Genomic DNA, 19539 nt, shown 5'->3' on the forward strand with positions numbered 1-19539 from the left:
GGCGGGGTTCGTACGGTGCGGCGGCCGGCCGCGCGGCCGGAGTCAGGTGAGGCGCGGGTGCGCCGTGACGGTGCCGGCCGGTGCCGGGGCGCGTTCGACGGCCAGTACGGCCACGTCGTCGGTGAGCCGGCCGCCGGTGTGCAGGGTGATGTCGTGAACGAGGCGCCGCAGGAGGTCCTCCGGACCCGCCGCCGGGAAGGTCGCGGCCCGTTCGGCGAGCGGGTAGAAGGCCCCTTGTGGTGAGCGTGCTTCGATCACGCCGTCGGTGTAGAGCAGGAGCGTGTCGCCGTCGGTGAAGGTGAAGGTGTCTCTGTGCAGGCCGGCGGCGCTCAGCCGGCCGAGGCCCAGCGGGGGAGCGGGGTCGCTGGACTCCAGGAGGGTGACCCGGCCGTCGCGCAGCAGCAGGGGCGGCGGATGACCGCAGTTGATCATGGCGCCCTGTCCGGCTCTGTCGGGCAGATCGAGGACGAGAGCGGTGACGAAGTGTTCGCCGGGGTCCTGCTGGGTGTCGCCGGCCTCTTCGCTGTCGGCACTGACGCTTTCCTCCATGGCCCGCACCAGCTGAGGGAGGGTTTCGCAGTGCCGCGCGCCCTCGCGGAACGCTCCCAGAACGACGGCCGCCTCGCCGATGGCGGCCAGTCCCTTCCCGCGCACGTCGCCGATGACGACCCGGCTGCGGTTACCGCCGTTCCTGACGACGGCGAACAGGTCGCCGCCGAGCTGGGCGTCGGTGTCGGCCGTCTGGTACCGCCAGGCCACCCGCAGCGGGCCGAGCTGTGCGGGGGGTGGTCGCAGGAGCACGCGCTGCGCGGTCTCGGCGACGATGCGCACCCGGCTCAGCTGCCGGCTGTGCGCCTCGCGCAGATAGCAGAAGAAGATCACCAGCGCCGACAGCACCACCACCGCGATGAACTGCCACACGTGGTTCGCACTGCCCACTCCGCCGTTCAGCGCCGCGATCAGGGCCTGTGCCCCGACCGCGGCCGCGCCGATGACGGCGGTGCGGCCCGGTCCGGCGAAGGAGGCGGCCAGCGCCGGGGCGATGACGAGCAGCGGACTGAGGTGGACGTCGCTCGGCGACACGATCGCGGCAGTGGTGATCGCGATGATCAGGACGGCAGGAAGGACGAGCAGTCGTCCTGCGGTGCGGCCCGGGAGGTCGCCCATCCACCGGAGATCCATTTGTCCATTCTTGTCCGCCAAAGCCGTGAAAGCGAGCCGACGGAGGGGGACCGGATCTGTGTACTGCCGGGCGGGCGAGACCTTCGGTTCCTTGTCGATGACGTACGCGCGTCGCTGGGGCCGAGGTCGAACGCCGGAACCCTTTGCTGCTCGTGTGCGCGGTGGCGATCTATCTCTCATGCGAGTGGTTCGTCAACGCCGTCGAATGGCTCGGTCAGCGCCTCAACGTGGGGAAGACGGCGGTCGGCACGATCCTGGCGGCTTTCGGCACCGCGCTGCCTGAGTCCGTGGTGACGCTGGTGGCCGTGACCACCGGCGGTACGGAGGAAGCCAAGAACATCGACGTCGGCGCCGCCATGGGCGGGCCGCTCGCCCTGGCGACCGTCGCCTACGGCGCCCACCGCCCTGCCGAGCAGCGTGTCCGGCCAGGCGCGCTCCGCCGACCACAACCTCTGCTCCGACCTCTCCTACGGATGGACCTCCGCCCGTCAGCCGTCCGGGTCGCTCCGCTCGCGGTGGCCGGTGATCCGGCGGAGTACGTTGGCCGCCGCGTCGATCTCCTCGGCCGGCACATCCGCGAAGCTCTCCTCTAGCAGCCGCTGGAAGGCGCTGTCGAACCGCAGCAGGGTGTCCCTGCCCCGCCGCGTGGGCACCACCCGCCGCACCCGTCGGTCGCCCGTCTCCAGCACCGGTTCCACCAGCCCCTGCGCCTCCAACTCCTTGACCTGGCGGGTCACATGGGGATGGCGGACGTCCAGCCGGTCGGCGAGTTCACCGACCCGCAGCGGCTGTCCCTCCGTCACCAGGACCCGCAGCAGCGCGAGCCCCGGCCGGTCGACGGGCATGCCCGCCATGGCAACCAGCCGATCGTGGGCACGCGTTCGCGTCAGGCTGTAGGCGAGCGCACTCAACACCGAGCGCAACTCGGCGATGCTGCCGGCCCGTGATCCAGGGGTTCTCTCCACGCGTGCATCATGCCGAACCTGCACACGGTTTCAGCCAATCGCGGCCAGGAAACTCACGGCCCTGTTGCACCGCACTTTCGCAGGATGTATCACGTACTTAAGTTACGTAACCTCTTGGCGATACCCCCACGAGTCGCACATGGAGCTCCGTATGCGTATCGAAATCGACGAAGACAAGTGCTGCGCCGCAGGTCAGTGCGTACTGGCGGCTGACGACCTCTTCGACCAGCGGGACGAGGACGGCGTCGTGGTCCTGCTCGACGCCGCTCCCGAGGCCGGTGCACTGGACCGGGCCCGCGAGGCGGCGGCCCTGTGTCCCGCGGCCGCCATCGAGGTCCACACCTGATCCGGTTCGGAACGGCTGAGCGCACCACTCAACGGCACATCCCCACCTCTGTCTGGAGTACGCGTCATGACCGAGACGGCCATCCCCGGCACCACCGTTCCCGACTTCCCCTTCGCCCGTGCCACCGGCTGCCCCTTCGACCCGCCGCCGCAGTACGCCGCGCTGCGCGAGGCCGAGCCCGTCACCCCCGTACGGATCTGGAACGGACAGATCGCCTGGCTGGTCACCCGGTACGCGGACCAGCGGGCCATCCTCGCCGACCCCCGCTTCAGCGCCGACTCGACCCGGCCGGGACACCCCTCGCAGAGCGCGGGCATCAAGGTCAGGCGCGAGTCGGCCGAACTGCCCTTCATCGTCAAGGACGATCCCGAACACAACCAGGTCCGCCGCATGTTCACCGCGCACTTCTCCGTCAAGCGCGTGGCGGCGATGGTGCCCAGGCTCCAGCAGATCATCGACGGGCTGCTGGACGACATGGCGGCGGCGGGCCCGCCGGCCGACCTGGTCGAGGACTTCGCGCTGCCGATGCCCTCCCTGGTCATCAGCGAACTGCTCGGCGTGCCGTCCGGGGACCGCGGCATCTTCCAGCGCACGGCCCGCCGGCTCATCAGGCTGCACGCCACCGCCGAAGAGGTGCTGGCGGCCAACGACGAACTCAGCGCCTACCTCGGCGATCTCATCGACACCAAGGAGAAGACCCCGGCCGACGACCTGCTCAGTACGCTGATCAAGGAGCGGGTGCGTACCGGTGAGCTCACCAAGGACCAACTCGTCCAGAACGCCATCCTGTTGCTCATCGCCGGCCACGAGACCACGGCGAACATGACGGCCCTCGGCACCCTGGCCCTGCTACACAACCCGGAACAGCTCGCCGCCGTACGCGACTCCGACGACCCCGCCCGGATCGCGGGCGCCGTCGAGGAGTTGCTGCGCTACCTCACCATCGTCCACACCGGCCGTCGCCGCGTCGCGATCGAGGACGTCGACGTCGCGGGCACCCTCGTACGGGCAGGTGAGGGCGTCATCCTGGTGAACGACTCGGCCAACCGCGACCCGGAGGCGTTCGCCGAGGCGGACCGCCTGGACATCGACCGGCCCGGCGTGCGGCGGCACATGGCCTTCGGCCACGGCACCCACCAGTGCCTGGGCCAGAACCTGGCGCGGATGGAGCTCCAACTCGCCTACCCGGCACTGCTGAAGCGCTTCCCGAAGCTGCACACGACGGTCCCCGACGAGGACATCAGGTTCAAGGACGACATGCTCGTCTACGGCGTCCACGGGCTGCCCGTAGCCTGGTAGCCCGAGCAGCCCGGCCGTCGGCCCCCGGCGGAACGGCACGGGGCGCCGGACCCGTCCCCGGCGCCCCGGACCCGTCTCCCGCACACCACAACGCCGCTTCCACCACAACGCCGCTTCCACCACAACGCCGGACAGGACACCATGAGCCACCCGGAACACCCTGAACGAGTCGTCGTCGTGGGCGCGTCGGCCGCCGGACTCGGTACGGCCGAAGCGCTGCGCCGCGGGGGTTTCACCGGCTCCCTCACTCTCGTCGGCGACGAACTCCACCCGCCGTACGACCGGCCGCCCCTGTCCAAGCAACTCCTCGCCGGAGCCTGGGAATCCGAGCGTCTGCATCTGCGCAGCGCCGACCATCTCACCGGCCTCGGGCTCGATCTGCGCCTGGGGGTACGGGCGAACGCCCTGGACGTCGGCCGCCGCGAGGTGAGACTGAGCGACGGCACCGGCCTCGGCTACCACGCCCTGGTGATCGCGACCGGCGTACGCGCGCGCCGGCTTCCCGGCACCGACGGGGTGTCCGGGGTCCACACACTGCGCACCATGGACGACGCGCTCGCACTGCGCACCTCGTTGCGTCCCGGCGCGCGCCTCGCCGTCGTCGGCGCCGGATTCATCGGCGCCGAGGCAGCGGCTGTGGCGAGCGACGCGGGCAGCGACGTCACGCTGATCAGCGACATCCCCCAGCCGCTCTCCGACGTTCTCGGCACCGAACTGGGCGCGCTGCTCACCCGTACCCACATCGGCCACGGTGTGCGGGTCGAAACGGGGGTGAGCGTCAAGGCGGTCACCACGCGGGACGGGGCCGCCACCGGCGTCGAACTCTCCGACGGCAGGACCGTCGCCGCCGATGTGGTCCTGGTGGGGATCGGCACCCTGCCCAACACCGAGTGGCTGCGGGACAGTGGACTCCCGCTCGGCAACGGTGTCGAGTGCGACACCCGCCTCAGCGCGGCGGCCGGGATCTGGGCGGCGGGCGACGTGGCCTCCTGGCCGGACCCGGTGACGGGACTGCGGCGCCGTGTCGAGCACCGTACCAACGCCGCGGAACAGGGGCTGGCCGTGGCCCGCAACATCCTGGCGGGCGAGGCGGCCACCGACTTCAGCACCGTTCCGTACATCTGGTCCGACCAGTACGACCTCAAGATCCAGATGTACGGCATGACCCGCGGCGCCGAGCAGGTACGCATCGTGGAGGGCAGCGTCGCCGACAGGGCGCTCGTCGCGCTGTACGGCACAGCGGACGGCGTCCGGGGCGTGGTGGCGATCAACATGGCACGCGCCGCCCGTACTTACCGCCGGCTCGTCGCCGAGGGCGCGCCCTGGCCGCATGCCGTGGCCTGACCCGTCACACCTCGCCGGTTCCTCGGCCGCGATCACCCTCGGTTACCATGGTCACTTCATGCCTGAGGCCGGCATCGCGCGGTTAGAAGAGAACGGGTGGCTCGGGAGAATGCTGAAAGAGGTCGTCGCGACCCGCTATGTGACCCCCTTGCGGGAGGGCGGTTCGCTGCCCGGGATCGTCGAGGGGGACGATCTCGGCACGTACGTCATGAAGTTCACCGGGGCCGGGCAGGGGCGCAAGACGCTGGTCGCCGAGGTCATCTGCGGGGAGCTGGGGCGGCGGCTCGGGCTGCGGGTGCCGGATCTTGTCACGCTTCATCTGGACCCGGTCATCGGGCTCTCCGAGCCCGACCAGGAGGTCCAGGAGCTGTTGAAGGCGAGCGGCGGCCTCAACCTCGGCATGGACTTCCTGCCCGGCTCCATCGGGTTCGACCCGCTCGCCTACGAGGTCGCGGCGGCCGAGGCGGGGCGGATCGTCTGGTTCGACGCGCTGATCAACAACGTCGACCGGTCCTGGCGTAACCCCAACATGCTGGTGTGGCACGGCGATCTGTGGCTGATCGACCACGGCGCGACGATGATCTGGCACCACAACTGGCCGACCGCCGCCGCGTCGGCCGCCAAGCCGTACAACGCCTCCGACCACGCGCTCGCGCCCTTCCGGCCCGACATCGCCTCGGCGGCGGCTGAACTCGCCCCGTTGGTCACCGAGGAGCTGCTGACCGACGTCGTCGCGCAAGTGCCGGACGAATGGCTGGTCGACGAGCCGGGGTTCGCGGCGACCGACGAGCTGCGCGCCGCCTATGTGGCACCGCTGCTCGCGCGGGCCGGGACGATCCACGAGCGGATCGTCCTCGAAGCGCCCACCGCACCGCGCCCGTCCAGGGCGCCGGGCTGGCTCACCGGTCAGGACGGTGCCAAGTGACCACGCGCGACGTCTACGAATACGCGCTGCTGCGCGTCGTGCCGCGCGTGGAGCGCGGTGAGTTCTTCAACGCCGGCGTCCTGGTGTACTGCCGCGCCACCTCCTACGTCGCGGCCAGGACCCATCTCGACGAGACCAAGCTGCGCTGCCTCGACCCGCAGGCCGACGTGGTGGGGATCAGGGCCGCGCTGCGGGCCGTCGAGGGCATCTGCGACGGGGGCGAGGCCGCGGGGCAGGCGGGCGGCGACGACCCGGGGCGGCGGTTCCGCTGGCTGATCGCGCCGCGCTCGACCGTCGTACAGCCGGGCCCGGTGCACACGGGACTCACGGCCGACCCGAAGGCCGAGGCGGACCGGCTGCTGGACCTGCTGGTCCGCTGACCCGCCGGGCGGCACCGTCGGCGTCGCCGGTCCGCCGGGTCCGACGGTGTGACTTCGGCTGCTCATCACCCCGCCGGTGCCGTGGGCCGTTGACACCGGGTGCCAGGGCTTCTAGCGTCTGTCTGCTGAACCTACTAAGCGGTTGCTCAGTGTCGAGCGCCGCGGCAGCCTAGGACGAGGAGATCAGGGATGTCCACCACCGAGCAGCGTGTCGCCGTCGTGACCGGGGCGGCGCGCGGCATTGGCGCGGCGACCGCGGTGCGGCTCGCGGCCGAGGGCCGCGCCGTCGCCGTACTCGACCTCGACGAGGCGGCGTGCGCCGAGACCGTCGGGAAGATCACGGCGGACGGCGGCACGGCGCTCGCCGTCGGCTGCGACGTCTCCGACAGTGCCCAGGTGGAGGCCGCCGTCGCGCGCGTCGCCGCCGAGCTCGGCGCTCCGACCATCCTCGTCAACAACGCGGGTGTGCTCCGCGACAACCTGCTCTTCAAGATGACCGAGTCCGACTGGGACACGGTGGTGGGCGTGCACCTCAAGGGCGCCTTCCTGATGGCGAAGGCATGCCAGAAGCACATGGTGGACGCGGGCTTCGGCCGGATCGTCAGCCTGTCCTCCAGCTCCGCGCTCGGCAACAGGGGCCAGGCCAACTACGCCTCGGTCAAGGCCGGTCTGCAGGGCTTCACCAAGACCCTCGCCAAGGAACTCGGCAAGTTCGGCATCACGGCGAACGCCGTCGCACCCGGCTTCATCGTCACCGACATGACGGCGGCCACCGCCGAGCGCGTCGGCATGGGCTTCGAGGACTTCCAGACCGCCGCGGCCAGCCAGATCCCGGTCCAGCGCGTCGGCAGGCCCGAGGACGTCGCCAACGCCATCGCCTTCTTCGCCTCCGACGACGCGGGCTTCGTCTCAGGACAGGTCATGTACGTCGCCGGCGGACCGCTCAACTGACGCAGGGGATGACGGACATGGCAGAGCAGACACAGGGTCGCGCGCCGGAGAGCGGAAAGGCCGCCCTGATCACCGGCGCCAGCCGCGGCATCGGGTACGGGGTCGCCGAGGCGCTCGTCGCCCGGGGGGACCGGGTGTGCATCACCGGGCGCAACGAGGACGCGCTCAAGGAAGCCGTCGAACGGCTCGGCTCCGACCGGGTCATCGGTGTCGCGGGCAAGGCGCACGATGAGGCACACCAGGCGATCGCCGTCGAGCGCACGATGGAGGCCTTCGGCCGCGTCGACTTCCTCGTCAACAACGCGGGAACCAACCCGGTCTTCGGGCCGATGGCCGAACTCGATCTCAACGTGGCCCGGAAGGTCTTCGAGATCAACGTCGTCTCGGCGCTCGGCTTCGCGCAGCTGACCTGGAAGGCCTGGCAGAAGGAGAACGGCGGCGCGATCGTCAACATCGCGTCCGTGGCCGGGGTTTCGGCTTCCCCGTTCATCGGCGCCTACGGCATGAGCAAGGCCGCCATGGTCAATCTGACGCTCCAGCTGGCGCACGAGTTCGCCCCCGGTGTACGGGTGAACGCCATCGCGCCCGCCGTGGTCAAGACCAAGTTCGCCCAGGCGCTGTACGAGGGCCGGGAGGCCGAGGCCGCCGCCGCGTACCCGCTGGGCAGGCTCGGGGTGCCGGAGGACATCGGCGGCGCCGCCGCCTTCCTCACCTCGGACCAGTCCGACTGGATCACCGGACAGACGCTTGTGGTCGACGGCGGGATCTTCCTCAACGCCGGGGTCGCCTGACCCCCGTCACCGCCCGCCCGCAGGACGCCGCCCGCGCGCCCGCAGAACGCTGATGCCCCGCCCCGTCGCCGCACGCCGACGGGGCGGGGCATCCCGCGCGCTGCGGGCGTTGTCAGTGGTCCCCGGTAGGTTCAGTGCCGGACAAGTGATCACCCACCGGAGGTTGTTGACGTGACCGACACCGACATGCTGCCCGAGTCCTGGCGCGGCGTCCTCGGCGACGAGCTGCAGAAGCCCTACTTCAAGGAGCTCACCGAATTCGTCGAGGAGGAGCGGGCGAACGGGCCGGTCTACCCGCCGCGCGACGAGGTGTTCGCCGCGCTCGACGCGACCCCCTACGACCAGGTCAAGGTGCTCGTGCTCGGCCAGGACCCGTACCACGGCGCGGGGCAGGGGCACGGACTGTGCTTCTCCGTCCGGCCGGGGGTGCGGATTCCGCCGTCGCTGCGCAACATCTACAAGGAGATGAAGGAGGAGCTGGGACACCCGGTGCCGGACAACGGCTATCTGATGCCGTGGGCCAAGCAGGGGGTGCTCCTGCTCAACGCCGTACTGACGGTCCGCGAGGGCGAGGCCAACTCCCACAAGGGCAAGGGCTGGGAGAAGGTGACGGACGCGGTGATCAGCGCCGTCGACGCGCGCCCCGACCCCGCGGTCTTCGTCCTGTGGGGTGCGTACGCGCAGAAGAAGCTGCCGCTGATCGACGAGACGCGCCATGTGGTGGTGAAGGGCGCCCACCCGTCACCCCTGTCGGCGAAGAAGTTCTTCGGGTCCCGGCCCTTCACCAAGATCGACGAAGCGGTGGCGGCGCAGGGCCACGCGCCGATCGACTGGCGTATCCCGGACCTCGGCTGAGCCGCCGAGCCTGAAGGCGATTGTCCGTCATGAGAGCTAGCGTCAGGAGGACGGCGGGGTAGATGGCGCGGGCAGCGGACAGCGGAGGCGGCAGCGATGGAGCAGCAGCAGGCGTCGGACGACACCGTCATGACCAGGATCGGGCAGGCGGTCATGCTGCTCCACGGCGGTGACCGCGAAGAGGCCCGCAACCGCTTCGGGGCGATCTGGGCGGAGATCGGGGAGGCCGGCGAGGCGCTCCACCGCTGCACGCTCGCCCACTACATGGCCGACACCCAGGACGACCCCGGTGACGAGCTGGCCTGGGACCTGCGTGCGCTGACGGCCGCGCGCGGTGACTCGTCGGCCGTGCGCGCCTTCTACCCGTCGCTGCATCTCAATCTCGCGGCCGACTACGTGAAGCTCCAGCGGCCGGAGGCGGCGCGCGTCCATCTGGACCGGGCGCGCTCCGCCTCCGACGCGCTGGGCGACGGACCGTCGGGCGACGGGCACGACGAGGGAGTACGGACCGCCATCGACCGGCTGGAGCGACGGCTGGATCTCGCGGGGGAGTAGGGCAGCGGCGTTACGGGGGATCAGCCGTACGCCTGGTCGCAGATGCGGGCCTGCGGGCTGCCTGCCGGCCAGTGGCCGTACGTCTTGCCCAGCGCGCACAGCTCCGAACCGGCCGCCGGTGCGGGCGGCCCCGCAGGCCCCGCCCGGGGCGCGGGGGAGGGCGCCGGCGTCCGGTGCTTCGGCGGGTGGACCGGCGGATGCCGAGGAGGTGCCTGGGCGGCCGGGAGAGGTGCGCCGCCTCCGGAGCCCGCCGGAGGGGTAGGTGCCGCCGGTCCGGCAGGGCCCGACGGCGTGGGCGGCGGTGCCACCGCCTCCAGAGCCTCGCGCGCCGGGGGCTGCACGATCTGCGGCTGCACCCGGGTGCGAGGGTGCCCGTCCGTCTCCGACCGGGGCGCGGGTACGGCCGCAGGCCGCGCGGTCACCGACACGCAGCCCGAGACCGCCGACATCGTCATCCCCAGCAGCAGCATCGCGGCGGTGCTTCGCGTCGCTGTTCTCGTTCCGTCCATCCGGACAACTCTGCTGGTCGCGCGGGCCCTTGACGGACGTACGGACTGGATTGGCCCGGACGGGTGACACGGCCGGGCGCGGTGTTGCCGAGGCGCCGTGGTCAGTCGCCGGTCACTCCGTCGATCGCCTCACGGATGAGGTCCGCGTGGCCGTTGTGCCGGGCGTACTCCTCGATCATGTGGGTGTAGATCCAGCGCAGGCTGAACCGCTCGCCGGTGCTCGAATCGCGTCGCGGCCCCGCGCTCAGGTCGTCGAGGGAGCGCGCCGCCGCCAGCTCGCGTGCGCGGGCGATCTCGGCCTGCCAGACGGCGTACGTGTCGGTCCAGGTGTCGCCGTCACCGACGTGGAAATCGCCGTCCTCGTCGGCGTCCGAGTAGTAGATCGGCCCCGCGTCCTCGTCCGCCAGCACCCGGCGGAACCAGCTCCGCTCGACCTCCGCCATATGGCGCACGAGACCGAGCAGCGTCAGCCCGGACGGCACGGCGGCGGCCTGCCTGAGCTGTTTGTCGTCCAGACCCGCGCACTTCCACGCCAGGGTGTCGCGGTGGTACTCCAGCCAGCCGTCCAGCATCTCGCGCTCGCCCGCGACGGTGGAGGGTTCCCTGCGCTCGGATGTCGTCATGGCGCCATCCTCACGCACCGGAGGTGACCGCTGCCACGGGTTATCCGCCGCCGCCCCCCCCGTATGCCACGCGGCTTCGCCGGGATCGCCGACCGGCGGTCGCCGCAGCGCACGTATGCTGCCGGGACGGCACATCAGTAATCGAACGATCGTTCCGGGTGACCGTCCCGGCACGCACAGGAGGTCCCCGTGAAGGTCGGCTGCATCGGGCTCGGCGACATCGCGCAGAAGGCGTATCTGCCGGTGCTCACCGCACTGCCCGGGGTCGAGCTGCATCTGCAGACCCGTACCCCCGCGACCCTCACCCGGACGGCGGAGACCCACCGCATCCCCGCCGCGCAGTGCCACACCGACCTCGAAGCGCTGCTCGCCCAAGGCCTCGACGCCGCCTTCGTGCACGCGCCGACCGCCGCACACGCCGACATCGCCACCCGGCTGATCGAAGCGGGCGTGCCGACCTACGTCGACAAGCCCATCGCGTACGCGTACGAGGACTCCGAGCGGGTCGTGCGGCTGGCCGAGGAGCGTGGCGTCAGCCTCGCCGTCGGCTTCAACCGCCGCACGGCGCCCGCGTACGTGCAGTGTGCCGACCATCCGCGCGAGCTGATCCTGCTGCAGAAGAACCGGGTGGGGCTGCCCGAGGACCCGCGCCTGTTCGTCCTCGACGACTTCATCCATGTCGCCGACACGCTGCGCTTCCTTCTCCCCGGACCCGTCGAGCACACCGACATCCGGACGCGGGTCAGGGACGGGCTGCTCGAACACGTCGTGCTCCAGCTGTCCGGCGACGGCTTCACCGCCATCGGCATGATGAACCGGATGAACGGCTCGACCGAGGAGATCCTCGAAGTGTCCGGGCAGGACAGCAAGCGGGCCGTCCACGACCTCGCCACCGTCGTCGACCACAAGGGCCAGCCGTCGCTGCGCCGCCGCGGCGACTGGGTGCCGGTGGCCCGCCAGCGCGGTATCGAGCAGTGCGTCCTCGGCTTCCTCGACGCCGTACGGGCGGGGAAGGTGCTCAGCGCGCGGGACGCCCTGCGGACTCATGAGCTGTGCGAGCGGGTGGTACGAGCGGCGCTCGACGGGACCGCCTGACCGAGCGCGCGCTCTCGGCCGCGCAGAACGCGAGCACGACCAGCAGCGCCGCGTACACCGCCCAGTCGCCGAACCTGACGTACGGCGTCGTGCCGCCGGCCAGCGGTACGTCGAACACGGCGGCGGTACGCCGGTCCGTACCGAGCGGTTCACCGACGCGTTCGCCCCCGGGGCCGAAGACCGCGCTGATCCCGGTCAGCGTCGCGTGCACCATCGGCCGGCCGGTCTCCGCGGCCCGCAGCGCGGCCAGTGAGGCGTGCTGCTGGGGCGCCCAGCTGTGCTGGAACGACGAGGTCGACGACTGGGCGACGATCAGCTGAGCCCCGTCCCTGACCAGCTGCCTGCTCATGTCGGGGAACGCCGTCTCGAAGCAGATCAGCGGGCCGATCCGCAGCCCGCCGCCGTCCGTTGCGCCGCTGCCCGTGCTGTCGGCGCCCTGGTGCCCCGGCAGGGTCATGACCACCTGGCGCGTCCCGCGCACCCGGTCCTCGCTCGCCGCCCTGCCCACCGAGGTCGCCCAGCTCAGGGCCGAGCGGAAGGGAATGTACTCACCGAAGGGGACGAGCCGCATCTTGTCGTACGCGTCGCCGGCCGGGCCCGTGGGCCCCACCAGGACGCTGCGCTTGAAGATGCCGGTGCGGCCCGCCGGGTCCGTGCTGCGCGCGTCCACGTTGACCAGCACGTCGGCGCCGACCGTACGGGACAGCGCGGCCAGCCGCTTCGCGTAACCGGGGTGGGTACGGAGATCGGCGCCGACGCTGCTCTCGCCCCACACGACGAGGTCGAGATCCTGACCGGTCAGCTTGCGGGTCAGTGTCTCGCTGCGGGTGAAGCGGTTCTCGACGGCGGCGGGCCCCGCGGCGATCCCGCCCGTCTGGACGACCCCGATCCGCGCGACGCCCGACCGCTCGGGGGCAGGGGCCCAGGCCCAGGCCGAACCGACCGTCGTCACGCACAGCACGATGCCCACGGTCGCCGTGATCCGCGCACCCGCCATCGCGACCAGCATCGTGACGGCGGTGTTCACCGCGACGACCAGCAGGCTCAGCAGCCAGACACCGCCGACCGAGGCGAGCCGCAGCGCGGGAGGAACCTGCCACTGGCTGGCGCCGAGCAGACCCCACGGCCCGCCAAGACCCTCCCACGACCTGGCCAGCTCGATCATCAGCCAGCCGGAAGGCAGCACGGCCAGCGCGGCGGCCGTACGGGCACGCGAAGGCGTCCCGCCGAGCGTCGCCCGCACCAGCGCACCCCACGGCGCCCAGAACAGCCCGAGCAGCGCCGCCACCACCACGATGAAGACATTCAGGCTCGGCATCAGCCAGTGATGGACGGCGATCATGAACCCGGTCCCGCCCAGCCAGCCGTCGAGCGCCGCCCTGCGGGGCGTGGGCGCCGCGCGTACCAGCAGCATCCAGGGGACGAGGGCCACGTAGGCCAGCCACCACAGCGCGGGCGCGGGGAAGGCGAGCGCCGGCAGTGCTCCGGCCGCCACGGCTGCGGCGCCCCGCCGCCACGGCGGGGCGGGCCGCTGTTCGACTCCGTCATGCCGTCCGGCCAGGACCTGCATACCGCGCCTCCTCGCCGAACCCGTGGGGGGTGTCTCCTTCCCTCGGGCGAGGGAACGAAGCGGCCGGAGGCACGGACCGTGACCAGGTCCGGGGGATGATCAGGTCCGGTGCGTGATCAGTTGACGCGCCGCCAGCTCTCCTGGACTACCACGGAGTGCAGCCGCCAGCCCGCGTCGCCACGCAGCAGCCCGAAGTCGAAGCGGCCACCACTCGTACGGTCCTCGCCGCCCTCCTGGCGTAGCGTGCTGAGGTAGTCCGCGCGCAGGTCGGCGCGGTCGCCCGGGTAGCCGCCCAGATCCTGGATGCGCAGCCGCCGGTTGGCGATCAGATGCTGCCGGACGGTGAACGGGGCCAGCGCGCCGGTCAGCCAGTCGGTCACCTCGGCGGCCGTCCCTTCGACGCCGCCCGCCGACGTGTAGTCGGCGCGTCCGTCAGGGGTGAACAGGGCCCGGAAATCTGCCCACTCGGCATCGTCCACCGCCACCGCGTAACCGGTGATCACTTCATCGATGGCCAGTCGGTCCATCACGGTCGCCAGTTCCACGCGCTGCGTCATTGGCTCAGTCTCCGGCAGTACGCGCCCCAGGCCAAGTGCCCTGCTCGGAGGGTGTGCGCGGCTCCGCGGGGCGATGCGCGCCACCGGCCCGCCCGGGGCCCGCCACGCCCCACAACTCACCATGTGCCAGGCCTCGTTCCTTGAAGGGGTATCGTCCGCGCAACGAATGGAAGGCGAGCTGACCACCTCAGACCCAGCGTGTGGCCAGGGGGGCCGGTGGGTCCGGAGCAATGGAGAGGTGGATCATGACCTCTGAGGTGTCGTGTCGCCGGGCAGGTCGCTCGGGCGTCCTGGGTTACGGGGAAGGCCGATGAGACTCTGCTTTCTGGTGGAGGAGCAGTACCGTCACGACGGCATGCCCGTCGAGGTGATCCGGCAACTGACCTCCTGGGGCCACCGCGTCGACGTACTGCGCCCCGGCAGCTCGCTGCTGCCGGTGTCCGAGGCGGTACGGGCGGGCAGCCACGACGCCTGGGTGCTCAAGACCGTGTCCGGCGGGCCCGGTCTGACGCTGCTGGAGGCCGCGGCCGCTGTCGGGCTCACCACCGTCAACGACGCGCGGTCCATCCGGGGCGTACGGGACAAGGCGCTGGCGTCGGTGATCGGCCGCGACCGGGGGCTGCCCGTTCCCGTGACCTACGCCGCCGCCCGGTGGGAATCGCTGGCGGAGATACCGGCCGCCGAGTTCCCGCTGGTCGTCAAGCCCGCCGACGGCAGCTCGGGGCGCGCCGTGCGGCTCGTACCGTCCGCCGACCGGCTGGCCGACCTCGGCGCCGAACTGGCCGGTGAGGGACTGCTGATCGCCCAGTCGTACGTGCCGAACTCCGGCGTCGACCTCAAGGTCTACTGCGTCGGCGGTGAGTTCTTCGCGACCGAGCGGTGCTCACCGCTCCACCCCGACCGCCCGAAGCACGAGCGCCGGGTGCGGCTCTCCCGTGAAGTGGCCGGCATAGCCGCCGACGTGGGCCGGGTCCACGGACTCGACCTGTACGGCGTGGACATCCTGCTGGGGCCCGAAGGACCCGTGGTGGTCGACGTGAACGACTTCCCGAGCTTCCGCCAGGTGCCGGACGCACCGGCCCGGGTCGGCCGGGCCATCCTCGAACTGGCCCGCGAGGGACGTGCGTTGCCGGACCCCACGCCCACCACACTCCCGTCCCTGCCTGCGGTGCTGCGGGTACCGGCCCAGATGGCCGTGCCGGCCGGCGAGGACAGATGAGGGTCTGTCTCATCACCCCGCGCCCCGACCATCCGCTGCTGGCCGCCACCACCGCGCTGCTGGCGCCGGATCACCAGGTGACGTGGCTCGACCCGGCGGCGCCCGCACCGGACCCCGGCACGACGCGCGCCGACGTCTGTCTGCTCAAGTCGCGCTCGCCGCGTTCTCTCGCGCTCGCCCGGTCCTTCGAGGAGCGCGGTGTGCCCGTGCTCAACTCGGCGGCGTCCACCGAACTGTGCCAGGACCGCGTGCCGATGGCCGGTCTCGCCCGGCGCGCCGGACTGCCGTTCGTCGCCACCAGGGCCGTACCGACGCTGCGGCAACTCGCCGCCGAGACCGCGCTCCCGTACCCGCTGGTCGTCAAGAGCCGGCACAGCAGGCGCGGCGATCTCGTGGCCCGTGTCGCCGACGCGGGGCAGCTGCGGGAACTCGGCGCCGTATGGGCGGACGAGCCGGTCGTGGTGCAGCCGTTCACGGCCAACGACGGCTGGGACCACAAACTGTGGGTCATCGACGGTCAGGTCTTCGCCGCGCTGCGCCGCTCGGAACTGGCCGAGGCGGACGGCGGTCCGGGGCCGACGCTGCCGCTCGCGCCCGGTGAACTCCCCGACGGCTGGGCCGACCTGGCGCGCCGGGTGGGTCCCCTCTTCGGCCTTGAGGTGTACGGGGTCGATGTGCTCGACACCGGCGGCGGGGCGCCGCAGATCGTCGACATCAACGCCTTTCCCGGCGCACGTGGCCAGGCGGGCGCGCCCGAGGCGCTGGCCGCGCTGACACTGCGGGTGGCGGGCGGCGGCTCGGCGAGTGCTCGCCCTTCAGGGGACGCGGCCGTCAAGTGACCGTCCGCCAAAGGGAGTTCAATGAGCGGCCGACTGGGCAGGCGTCCAGTCGGCCGCCCGGCCCGCTGCGTGTCGACGGAGGGAACCACCGTGAAACGAGCCCACCTGACCCTGGCCGCCGGTGTGGCGGTCGCCGCCCTGCTCGCCACCCAGCAGAGCGCTTCGGCGGGTCCGGCCGGTGCCGCTGGACCGGCGGCCGACACCTGGACCGGTACGTGGTCGGCGTCGCCGCAGAGCAGCGGTGACACCTTCGACAACCAGACCCTGCGGCAGATCGTGCACACCAGCATCTCCGGCACCTCCGTCCGGATCCGGCTGTCGAACGCCTTCGGCAGCGGGCCGCTGACCGTCGACGACGTACACGTGGCACAGCGGGCCTCGGGGTCGTCCGTCGTCCCGTCGAGCGACCACGCGCTGACCTTCGGCGGGCAGAGCGGTACGGTCATCGCGCCCGGTGCCTCCGCCGTCAGCGACCCGCTGTCCTTCAGTGTGGGCGCGGGCACCGATCTGGCGGTCAGCCTCCATCTCCCTACCACCACAGGTCCGGCGACGACCCATCAGACCGGCCTTCAGGACAACTACGTCGCCACGGGCGACGTGAGCGGCGACACGGACCTCACCGGGGCCCGTACGACGGGGAGTTACTACTTCCTGTCGGGTGTGGACGTGGTGAACCCGGCTGCGGAGGGCGCCGTGGTGGCCCTGGGCGCTTCCATCACCGACGGCATCGCCTCCGGCTCCAACAGCAACCGCCGCTGGCCCGACGACCTGGCATCGAAGCTCAACGCGTCGGGCCGCACGGTCGGTGTGCTCAACCAGGGGATCAGCGGCAATCAACTGCTCAGGGACGGCGCCGGTCAGAGCGCGCTGAACCGCTTCGACCGGGACGTACTCGACCAGCCAGGGGTGCGGTGGGTCATCTTCTCCGACGACCCCATCAACGACCTGACCTCCGCAGCGCCGGGCTCCGACCAGCTCATCGACGGGCTGAAGCAGCTCATCTCCCGCGCGCACGCGCGCGGCATCACGTTCCTCTGCTCCACGCTCACGCCGGTGGAGGGCACGAACGGCTGGAACGCCGATCTGGAGACCAAGCGGGCCGCCGTCAACGCCTTCATCCGCGGCACCGACAGCGGCTGCGACGGAGTCGTCGACCAGGACACCGCGACCCACGACTCGGCGCACCCCACGCGCTACCGCACCGACCTCGACAGCGGCGACCATCTCCATCCGAACGAGAAGGGCCTCCAGGCCATCGCCGACGCGGTGGACTTCTGACGGTGCGGGCGGCGCCTATGTCGGCACGTTGTACGCCATCAGGGACACCTGCCCCCGCGTGACGCGCAGTTCGGTGATCGCGCAGTTACGAAGCCCGGGGAAGATCCTGCGGTACTCGCTCTCCGGCAGGCCCAGCAGCCGGCACAGCACCAGCCGGTACAGGGTGTTGTGCGCGACGGCCAGCACACGTGTCCCCAGCCGTCCGTCGGCCAGCCGCAGCAGCGCGGCGGCGCCGCGTGCCGCGGCAGCCATCGGATCCTCGCCGGCCGGCAGCGGGTACGCGGCCGGATCCTTGAGGAACGCGGCCACCTCCTGCGGGTGGGACGCCTCAAGTTCGCCGAGGGTCCTGCCCTCGGCGATCCCGAAGTCCAGCTCCACCAGCTCCGGTTCGACGACGGGGACGAGACCCGTCGTGCGTGCGGCGGGCTCGGCGGTACGCCGGGCGCGCGACAGCGGGGACGTCACGATCGCGTCGAGCCGGGCCCCGACCGCCCACGAGCCGAGCGACTCCGCCTGGGCCAGGCCGAGCGGGGTCAGCCCGATGTCGCTGACCCCGGTGTAGCGGTTCTCCTCGTGCCACAAGGTCTCGCCGTGCCGGGTGAGGAACAGGGTCGTGGTGGCGGTCGTCATCCGTGCTCCCGTGCGTAGGCGGCCGTCTCCGCCGGGAGCCAGCCGCGTTCTTCCCAGGTGTCCACGAGCGCCGCGAAGGGCTCGTCGAACCGCCGGCTCACCTCGGCCCGCGGCTCAAGTGTCGTACGGACGCGCACCATCGGCCGCAGCGCGGACAGCGGCGGCGCCGAACGCGCCGGGCCCGTTGTCGCGCTCTGCGTGGACGTGACGCCGTGGGCGGCGAGTACGGCCATGCCGAGCGCCGAGTCGGCCTGTTCCGGGACGGTGGCCGGACGGCCCAGTACATCGGCGCGCAGCTGGTTCCAGTACGCGCTGCTCGTCGCACCGCCGGTGAAGGCGACCGGCCCCTCGATCCGGGCGCCGAGGAGCTGTACGTACGCCAGACACAGCCGTTCCACGAACGCCACGCCCTGCAGCAGCGAAGCGTGCAGGTCCCCGTCGTCCTTCGGGGTGCCCAGGGTGAAGGCTTCGGCGTCCGGGGCCAGGAACGGGAAGCGCTCGCCCCGCGACACCAGGGGGTACGAGAGCACGCTCGCCGGTTCGTAGGAGGCGGCGGCACGGTCCAGCCGCGCCAGGTCGGCGCCGGGGAACGCCCGGGTCAGCGCGCCCGCGCCGACGCTCGAAGCGCCGCCCGGCAGCCAGTTGCCGTCCGCCGAGCGGTGGTTGTAGAGCACCCCGGCCGGGTCGGCGAGCGGGCTCTCCGTGACGCCCTTGATGACGAGCGTCGTGCCGAGGACGGTGTTCCACTGTCCGACGTCCCAGGCTCCGGAACCGAGTTGGGCCGCGCAGCCGTCCGTCATCCCGGCGACCACGGGGGTCCCCTCGGCGAGCCCCGTCACGGCCGCGGCCTTGGCGCAGACCGTGCCGAGCACCGTGCCGGGCGCCACCACGTGCGGGAAGTCCAGCTCGGACAGGCCCAGTTGCTCGTGGACCTCGCGTGGCCAGCGACGGCCGTGCAGGTCGTAGCCGGTCTTCAGGGCATGGCTGGAGTCGGCGGGCACCGGCCGCCCGACGAGCCGGGCCGTGACGTAGTCCGCCTGATGGCAGACCCGGGCGCCGCGCAGCGCGGCCATATCGCCGTCCCCCTGGCCGCTGTTCCCCTGCCGGGTCAGCCACAGGATCTTCGCCAGGGCCCAGCTCGGCTGGATGCGGTAGCCGAGCGAGCGCCACACCTCGGCGCCGGTCTCCTGCGCGTACCGCGCCTCGGCGGCCGCCCTGCTGTCGTCGTACATCAGCGCCGGTGTCAGCGGTGCGCCGGCGGAGTCGGTGAGCAGGACCGTGCCGGACGTGGCGCACACCGCGAGGCCCCGCACCCGCGCGGAGCCGAGCGGGCGCAGCGTCTCGCGGACCGCCGCGCCGACACCGTCCCACCAGTCCGACGGGAGCTGTTCGTGCCGGTCGCCGTCCCTGACGCCGGTGAGCGGGGCTGAGCCACGGCCGAGCACCCGGCCCTGACCGGTCACGGCGAGGGCACGTACGCTCTGCGTCCCGAGGTCGATCCCCAGCCACAGCTCCTGGTCGGGTGTGTCCGGCACGCGATCCCGTCCTCTCGTCGTCGTTCGGTCGTTCCTGGACGCTTTTCACACCGCGACCACACGTCTGGGCGGCGGCCCACCCGCCGGGCCC

At 71.9% G+C, this 19539-nt stretch carries 21 protein-coding genes; 14 read left to right on the top strand and 7 right to left on the bottom strand.

What is annotated here, in order from left to right; genetic code table 11:
- Positions 1 to 42: 42 nt before the first annotated feature.
- The gene (locus tag HY68_RS30090; RefSeq protein WP_041997779.1) at positions 43 to 1182 is read right to left on the bottom strand and encodes a PP2C family protein-serine/threonine phosphatase; all 1140 of its coding nucleotides are present in this window, start codon (positions 1180 to 1182) and stop codon (positions 43 to 45) included.
- Between the two features lie 161 nt (positions 1183 to 1343).
- Here HY68_RS30090 and HY68_RS45685 point away from each other — a divergent pair, with 161 nt between their 5' ends.
- Positions 1344 to 1775, top strand: coding sequence for a hypothetical protein (locus tag HY68_RS45685; protein ID WP_241778806.1), 432 nt, complete (start codon positions 1344 to 1346; stop codon positions 1773 to 1775).
- Here HY68_RS45685 and HY68_RS30100 read toward each other — a convergent pair.
- On the bottom strand, positions 1671 to 2147 hold the full coding sequence (locus HY68_RS30100; RefSeq protein WP_157874467.1) for a MarR family transcriptional regulator: 477 nt from the start codon (positions 2145 to 2147) through the stop codon (positions 1671 to 1673). The genes HY68_RS45685 and HY68_RS30100 overlap by 105 nt on opposite strands.
- Positions 2148 to 2298: 151 nt before the next feature.
- On the opposite strand from HY68_RS30100, the gene HY68_RS30105 reads away from it, so the two are divergent.
- The 9 genes from HY68_RS30105 to HY68_RS30145 all read left to right on the top strand — a co-directional run bounded on the left by HY68_RS30105 (position 2299) and on the right by HY68_RS30145 (position 9593).
- Positions 2299 to 2493: a ferredoxin gene (locus HY68_RS30105; protein WP_042000196.1), complete on the top strand. Its 195-nt coding sequence runs from the start codon at positions 2299 to 2301 to the stop codon at positions 2491 to 2493.
- 66 nt (positions 2494 to 2559) lie between these two features.
- The gene (locus HY68_RS30110; protein ID WP_041997783.1) at positions 2560 to 3792 is read left to right on the top strand and encodes a cytochrome P450; all 1233 of its coding nucleotides are present in this window, start codon (positions 2560 to 2562) and stop codon (positions 3790 to 3792) included.
- A 141-nt stretch (positions 3793 to 3933) separates the two neighbouring features.
- Positions 3934 to 5136 (top strand): FAD-dependent oxidoreductase, encoded by a 1203-nt coding sequence (locus tag HY68_RS30115; RefSeq protein WP_041997785.1) that lies wholly within the window; start codon positions 3934 to 3936, stop codon positions 5134 to 5136.
- A gap of 109 nt (positions 5137 to 5245) precedes the next feature.
- Entirely contained in the window at positions 5246 to 6061 is an 816-nt protein-coding gene (locus HY68_RS30120) for a HipA family kinase (protein ID WP_041997786.1), read from the top strand.
- Positions 6058 to 6441: a DUF3037 domain-containing protein gene (locus tag HY68_RS30125; protein WP_041997787.1), complete on the top strand. Its 384-nt coding sequence runs from the start codon at positions 6058 to 6060 to the stop codon at positions 6439 to 6441. Before HY68_RS30120 ends, HY68_RS30125 begins: the two co-directional genes overlap by 4 nt.
- Positions 6442 to 6630: 189 nt before the next feature.
- On the top strand, positions 6631 to 7392 hold the full coding sequence (fabG, locus tag HY68_RS30130) for a 3-oxoacyl-ACP reductase FabG (RefSeq protein ID WP_041997789.1): 762 nt from the start codon (positions 6631 to 6633) through the stop codon (positions 7390 to 7392).
- Between the two features lie 17 nt (positions 7393 to 7409).
- On the top strand, positions 7410 to 8183 hold the full coding sequence (locus tag HY68_RS30135; protein WP_042000200.1) for an SDR family oxidoreductase: 774 nt from the start codon (positions 7410 to 7412) through the stop codon (positions 8181 to 8183).
- Between the two features lie 171 nt (positions 8184 to 8354).
- Complete coding sequence (gene ung / locus HY68_RS30140; protein ID WP_041997791.1) at positions 8355 to 9038, top strand: uracil-DNA glycosylase; 684 nt, start codon at positions 8355 to 8357, stop codon at positions 9036 to 9038.
- Between the two features lie 96 nt (positions 9039 to 9134).
- On the top strand, positions 9135 to 9593 hold the full coding sequence (locus tag HY68_RS30145) for a hypothetical protein (RefSeq protein WP_041997793.1): 459 nt from the start codon (positions 9135 to 9137) through the stop codon (positions 9591 to 9593).
- 610 nt (positions 9594 to 10203) lie between these two features.
- On the opposite strand, the gene HY68_RS30155 is transcribed toward HY68_RS30145, so the two are convergent.
- Positions 10204 to 10725 (bottom strand): DinB family protein, encoded by a 522-nt coding sequence (locus tag HY68_RS30155; protein WP_041997796.1) that lies wholly within the window; start codon positions 10723 to 10725, stop codon positions 10204 to 10206.
- A 189-nt stretch (positions 10726 to 10914) separates the two neighbouring features.
- Between HY68_RS30155 and HY68_RS30160 the strand changes: the two genes are divergently transcribed.
- Positions 10915 to 11820 (top strand): Gfo/Idh/MocA family oxidoreductase, encoded by a 906-nt coding sequence (locus HY68_RS30160; protein ID WP_041997798.1) that lies wholly within the window; start codon positions 10915 to 10917, stop codon positions 11818 to 11820.
- On the opposite strand, the gene lnt is transcribed toward HY68_RS30160, so the two are convergent.
- Positions 11744 to 13390: an apolipoprotein N-acyltransferase gene (lnt, locus tag HY68_RS30165; RefSeq protein ID WP_041997800.1), complete on the bottom strand. Its 1647-nt coding sequence runs from the start codon at positions 13388 to 13390 to the stop codon at positions 11744 to 11746. The genes HY68_RS30160 and lnt overlap by 77 nt on opposite strands.
- A 116-nt stretch (positions 13391 to 13506) precedes the next feature.
- Entirely contained in the window at positions 13507 to 13947 is a 441-nt protein-coding gene (locus HY68_RS30170; RefSeq protein WP_198533448.1) for a nuclear transport factor 2 family protein, read from the bottom strand.
- A 310-nt stretch (positions 13948 to 14257) separates the two neighbouring features.
- Here HY68_RS30170 and HY68_RS30175 point away from each other — a divergent pair, with 310 nt between their 5' ends.
- From HY68_RS30175 to HY68_RS30185, 3 genes are all read left to right on the top strand, one after another.
- Entirely contained in the window at positions 14258 to 15166 is a 909-nt protein-coding gene (locus tag HY68_RS30175) for a 30S ribosomal protein S6 modification protein RimK (protein ID WP_041997802.1), read from the top strand.
- On the top strand, positions 15163 to 16005 hold the full coding sequence (locus HY68_RS30180) for an alpha-L-glutamate ligase (protein ID WP_041997804.1): 843 nt from the start codon (positions 15163 to 15165) through the stop codon (positions 16003 to 16005). Before HY68_RS30175 ends, HY68_RS30180 begins: the two co-directional genes overlap by 4 nt.
- 90 nt (positions 16006 to 16095) lie before the next feature.
- Positions 16096 to 17283 (top strand): GDSL-type esterase/lipase family protein, encoded by a 1188-nt coding sequence (locus tag HY68_RS30185; RefSeq protein ID WP_198533449.1) that lies wholly within the window; start codon positions 16096 to 16098, stop codon positions 17281 to 17283.
- Between the two features lie 15 nt (positions 17284 to 17298).
- Here HY68_RS30185 and HY68_RS30190 read toward each other — a convergent pair whose 3' ends face one another.
- Complete coding sequence (locus HY68_RS30190; protein ID WP_041997806.1) at positions 17299 to 17913, bottom strand: histidine phosphatase family protein; 615 nt, start codon at positions 17911 to 17913, stop codon at positions 17299 to 17301.
- Positions 17910 to 19448 (bottom strand): FGGY family carbohydrate kinase, encoded by a 1539-nt coding sequence (locus HY68_RS30195; protein ID WP_041997808.1) that lies wholly within the window; start codon positions 19446 to 19448, stop codon positions 17910 to 17912. Before HY68_RS30195 ends, HY68_RS30190 begins: the two co-directional genes overlap by 4 nt.
- Positions 19449 to 19539 lie beyond the last annotated feature (91 nt).

The organism is Streptomyces sp. AcH 505 (genome assembly GCF_000818175.1).
Classification (GTDB): domain Bacteria; phylum Actinomycetota; class Actinomycetes; order Streptomycetales; family Streptomycetaceae; genus Streptomyces.

What these genes read in the sequence shown, in the direction of transcription:
- HY68_RS30170 (WP_198533448.1), bottom strand. Translation starts at nt 13,947, where the DNA reads ATGACGCAGCGCGTGGAACTGGCGACCGTGATGGACCGACTGGCCATC.
- HY68_RS30135 (WP_042000200.1), top strand. Translation starts at nt 7,410, where the DNA reads ATGGCAGAGCAGACACAGGGTCGCGCGCCGGAGAGCGGAAAGGCCGCC.
- HY68_RS30155 (WP_041997796.1), bottom strand. Translation starts at nt 10,725, where the DNA reads ATGACGACATCCGAGCGCAGGGAACCCTCCACCGTCGCGGGCGAGCGC.
- lnt (WP_041997800.1), bottom strand. Translation starts at nt 13,390, where the DNA reads ATGCAGGTCCTGGCCGGACGGCATGACGGAGTCGAACAGCGGCCCGCC.
- HY68_RS30190 (WP_041997806.1), bottom strand. Translation starts at nt 17,913, where the DNA reads ATGACGACCGCCACCACGACCCTGTTCCTCACCCGGCACGGCGAGACC.
- HY68_RS30090 (WP_041997779.1), bottom strand. Translation starts at nt 1,182, where the DNA reads ATGGATCTCCGGTGGATGGGCGACCTCCCGGGCCGCACCGCAGGACGA.
- HY68_RS30175 (WP_041997802.1), top strand. Translation starts at nt 14,258, where the DNA reads ATGAGACTCTGCTTTCTGGTGGAGGAGCAGTACCGTCACGACGGCATG.
- HY68_RS30145 (WP_041997793.1), top strand. Translation starts at nt 9,135, where the DNA reads ATGGAGCAGCAGCAGGCGTCGGACGACACCGTCATGACCAGGATCGGG.
- HY68_RS30105 (WP_042000196.1), top strand. Translation starts at nt 2,299, where the DNA reads ATGCGTATCGAAATCGACGAAGACAAGTGCTGCGCCGCAGGTCAGTGC.
- HY68_RS30115 (WP_041997785.1), top strand. Translation starts at nt 3,934, where the DNA reads ATGAGCCACCCGGAACACCCTGAACGAGTCGTCGTCGTGGGCGCGTCG.
- HY68_RS30180 (WP_041997804.1), top strand. Translation starts at nt 15,163, where the DNA reads ATGAGGGTCTGTCTCATCACCCCGCGCCCCGACCATCCGCTGCTGGCC.
- fabG (WP_041997789.1), top strand. Translation starts at nt 6,631, where the DNA reads ATGTCCACCACCGAGCAGCGTGTCGCCGTCGTGACCGGGGCGGCGCGC.
- HY68_RS30120 (WP_041997786.1), top strand. Translation starts at nt 5,246, where the DNA reads ATGCTGAAAGAGGTCGTCGCGACCCGCTATGTGACCCCCTTGCGGGAG.
- HY68_RS30110 (WP_041997783.1), top strand. Translation starts at nt 2,560, where the DNA reads ATGACCGAGACGGCCATCCCCGGCACCACCGTTCCCGACTTCCCCTTC.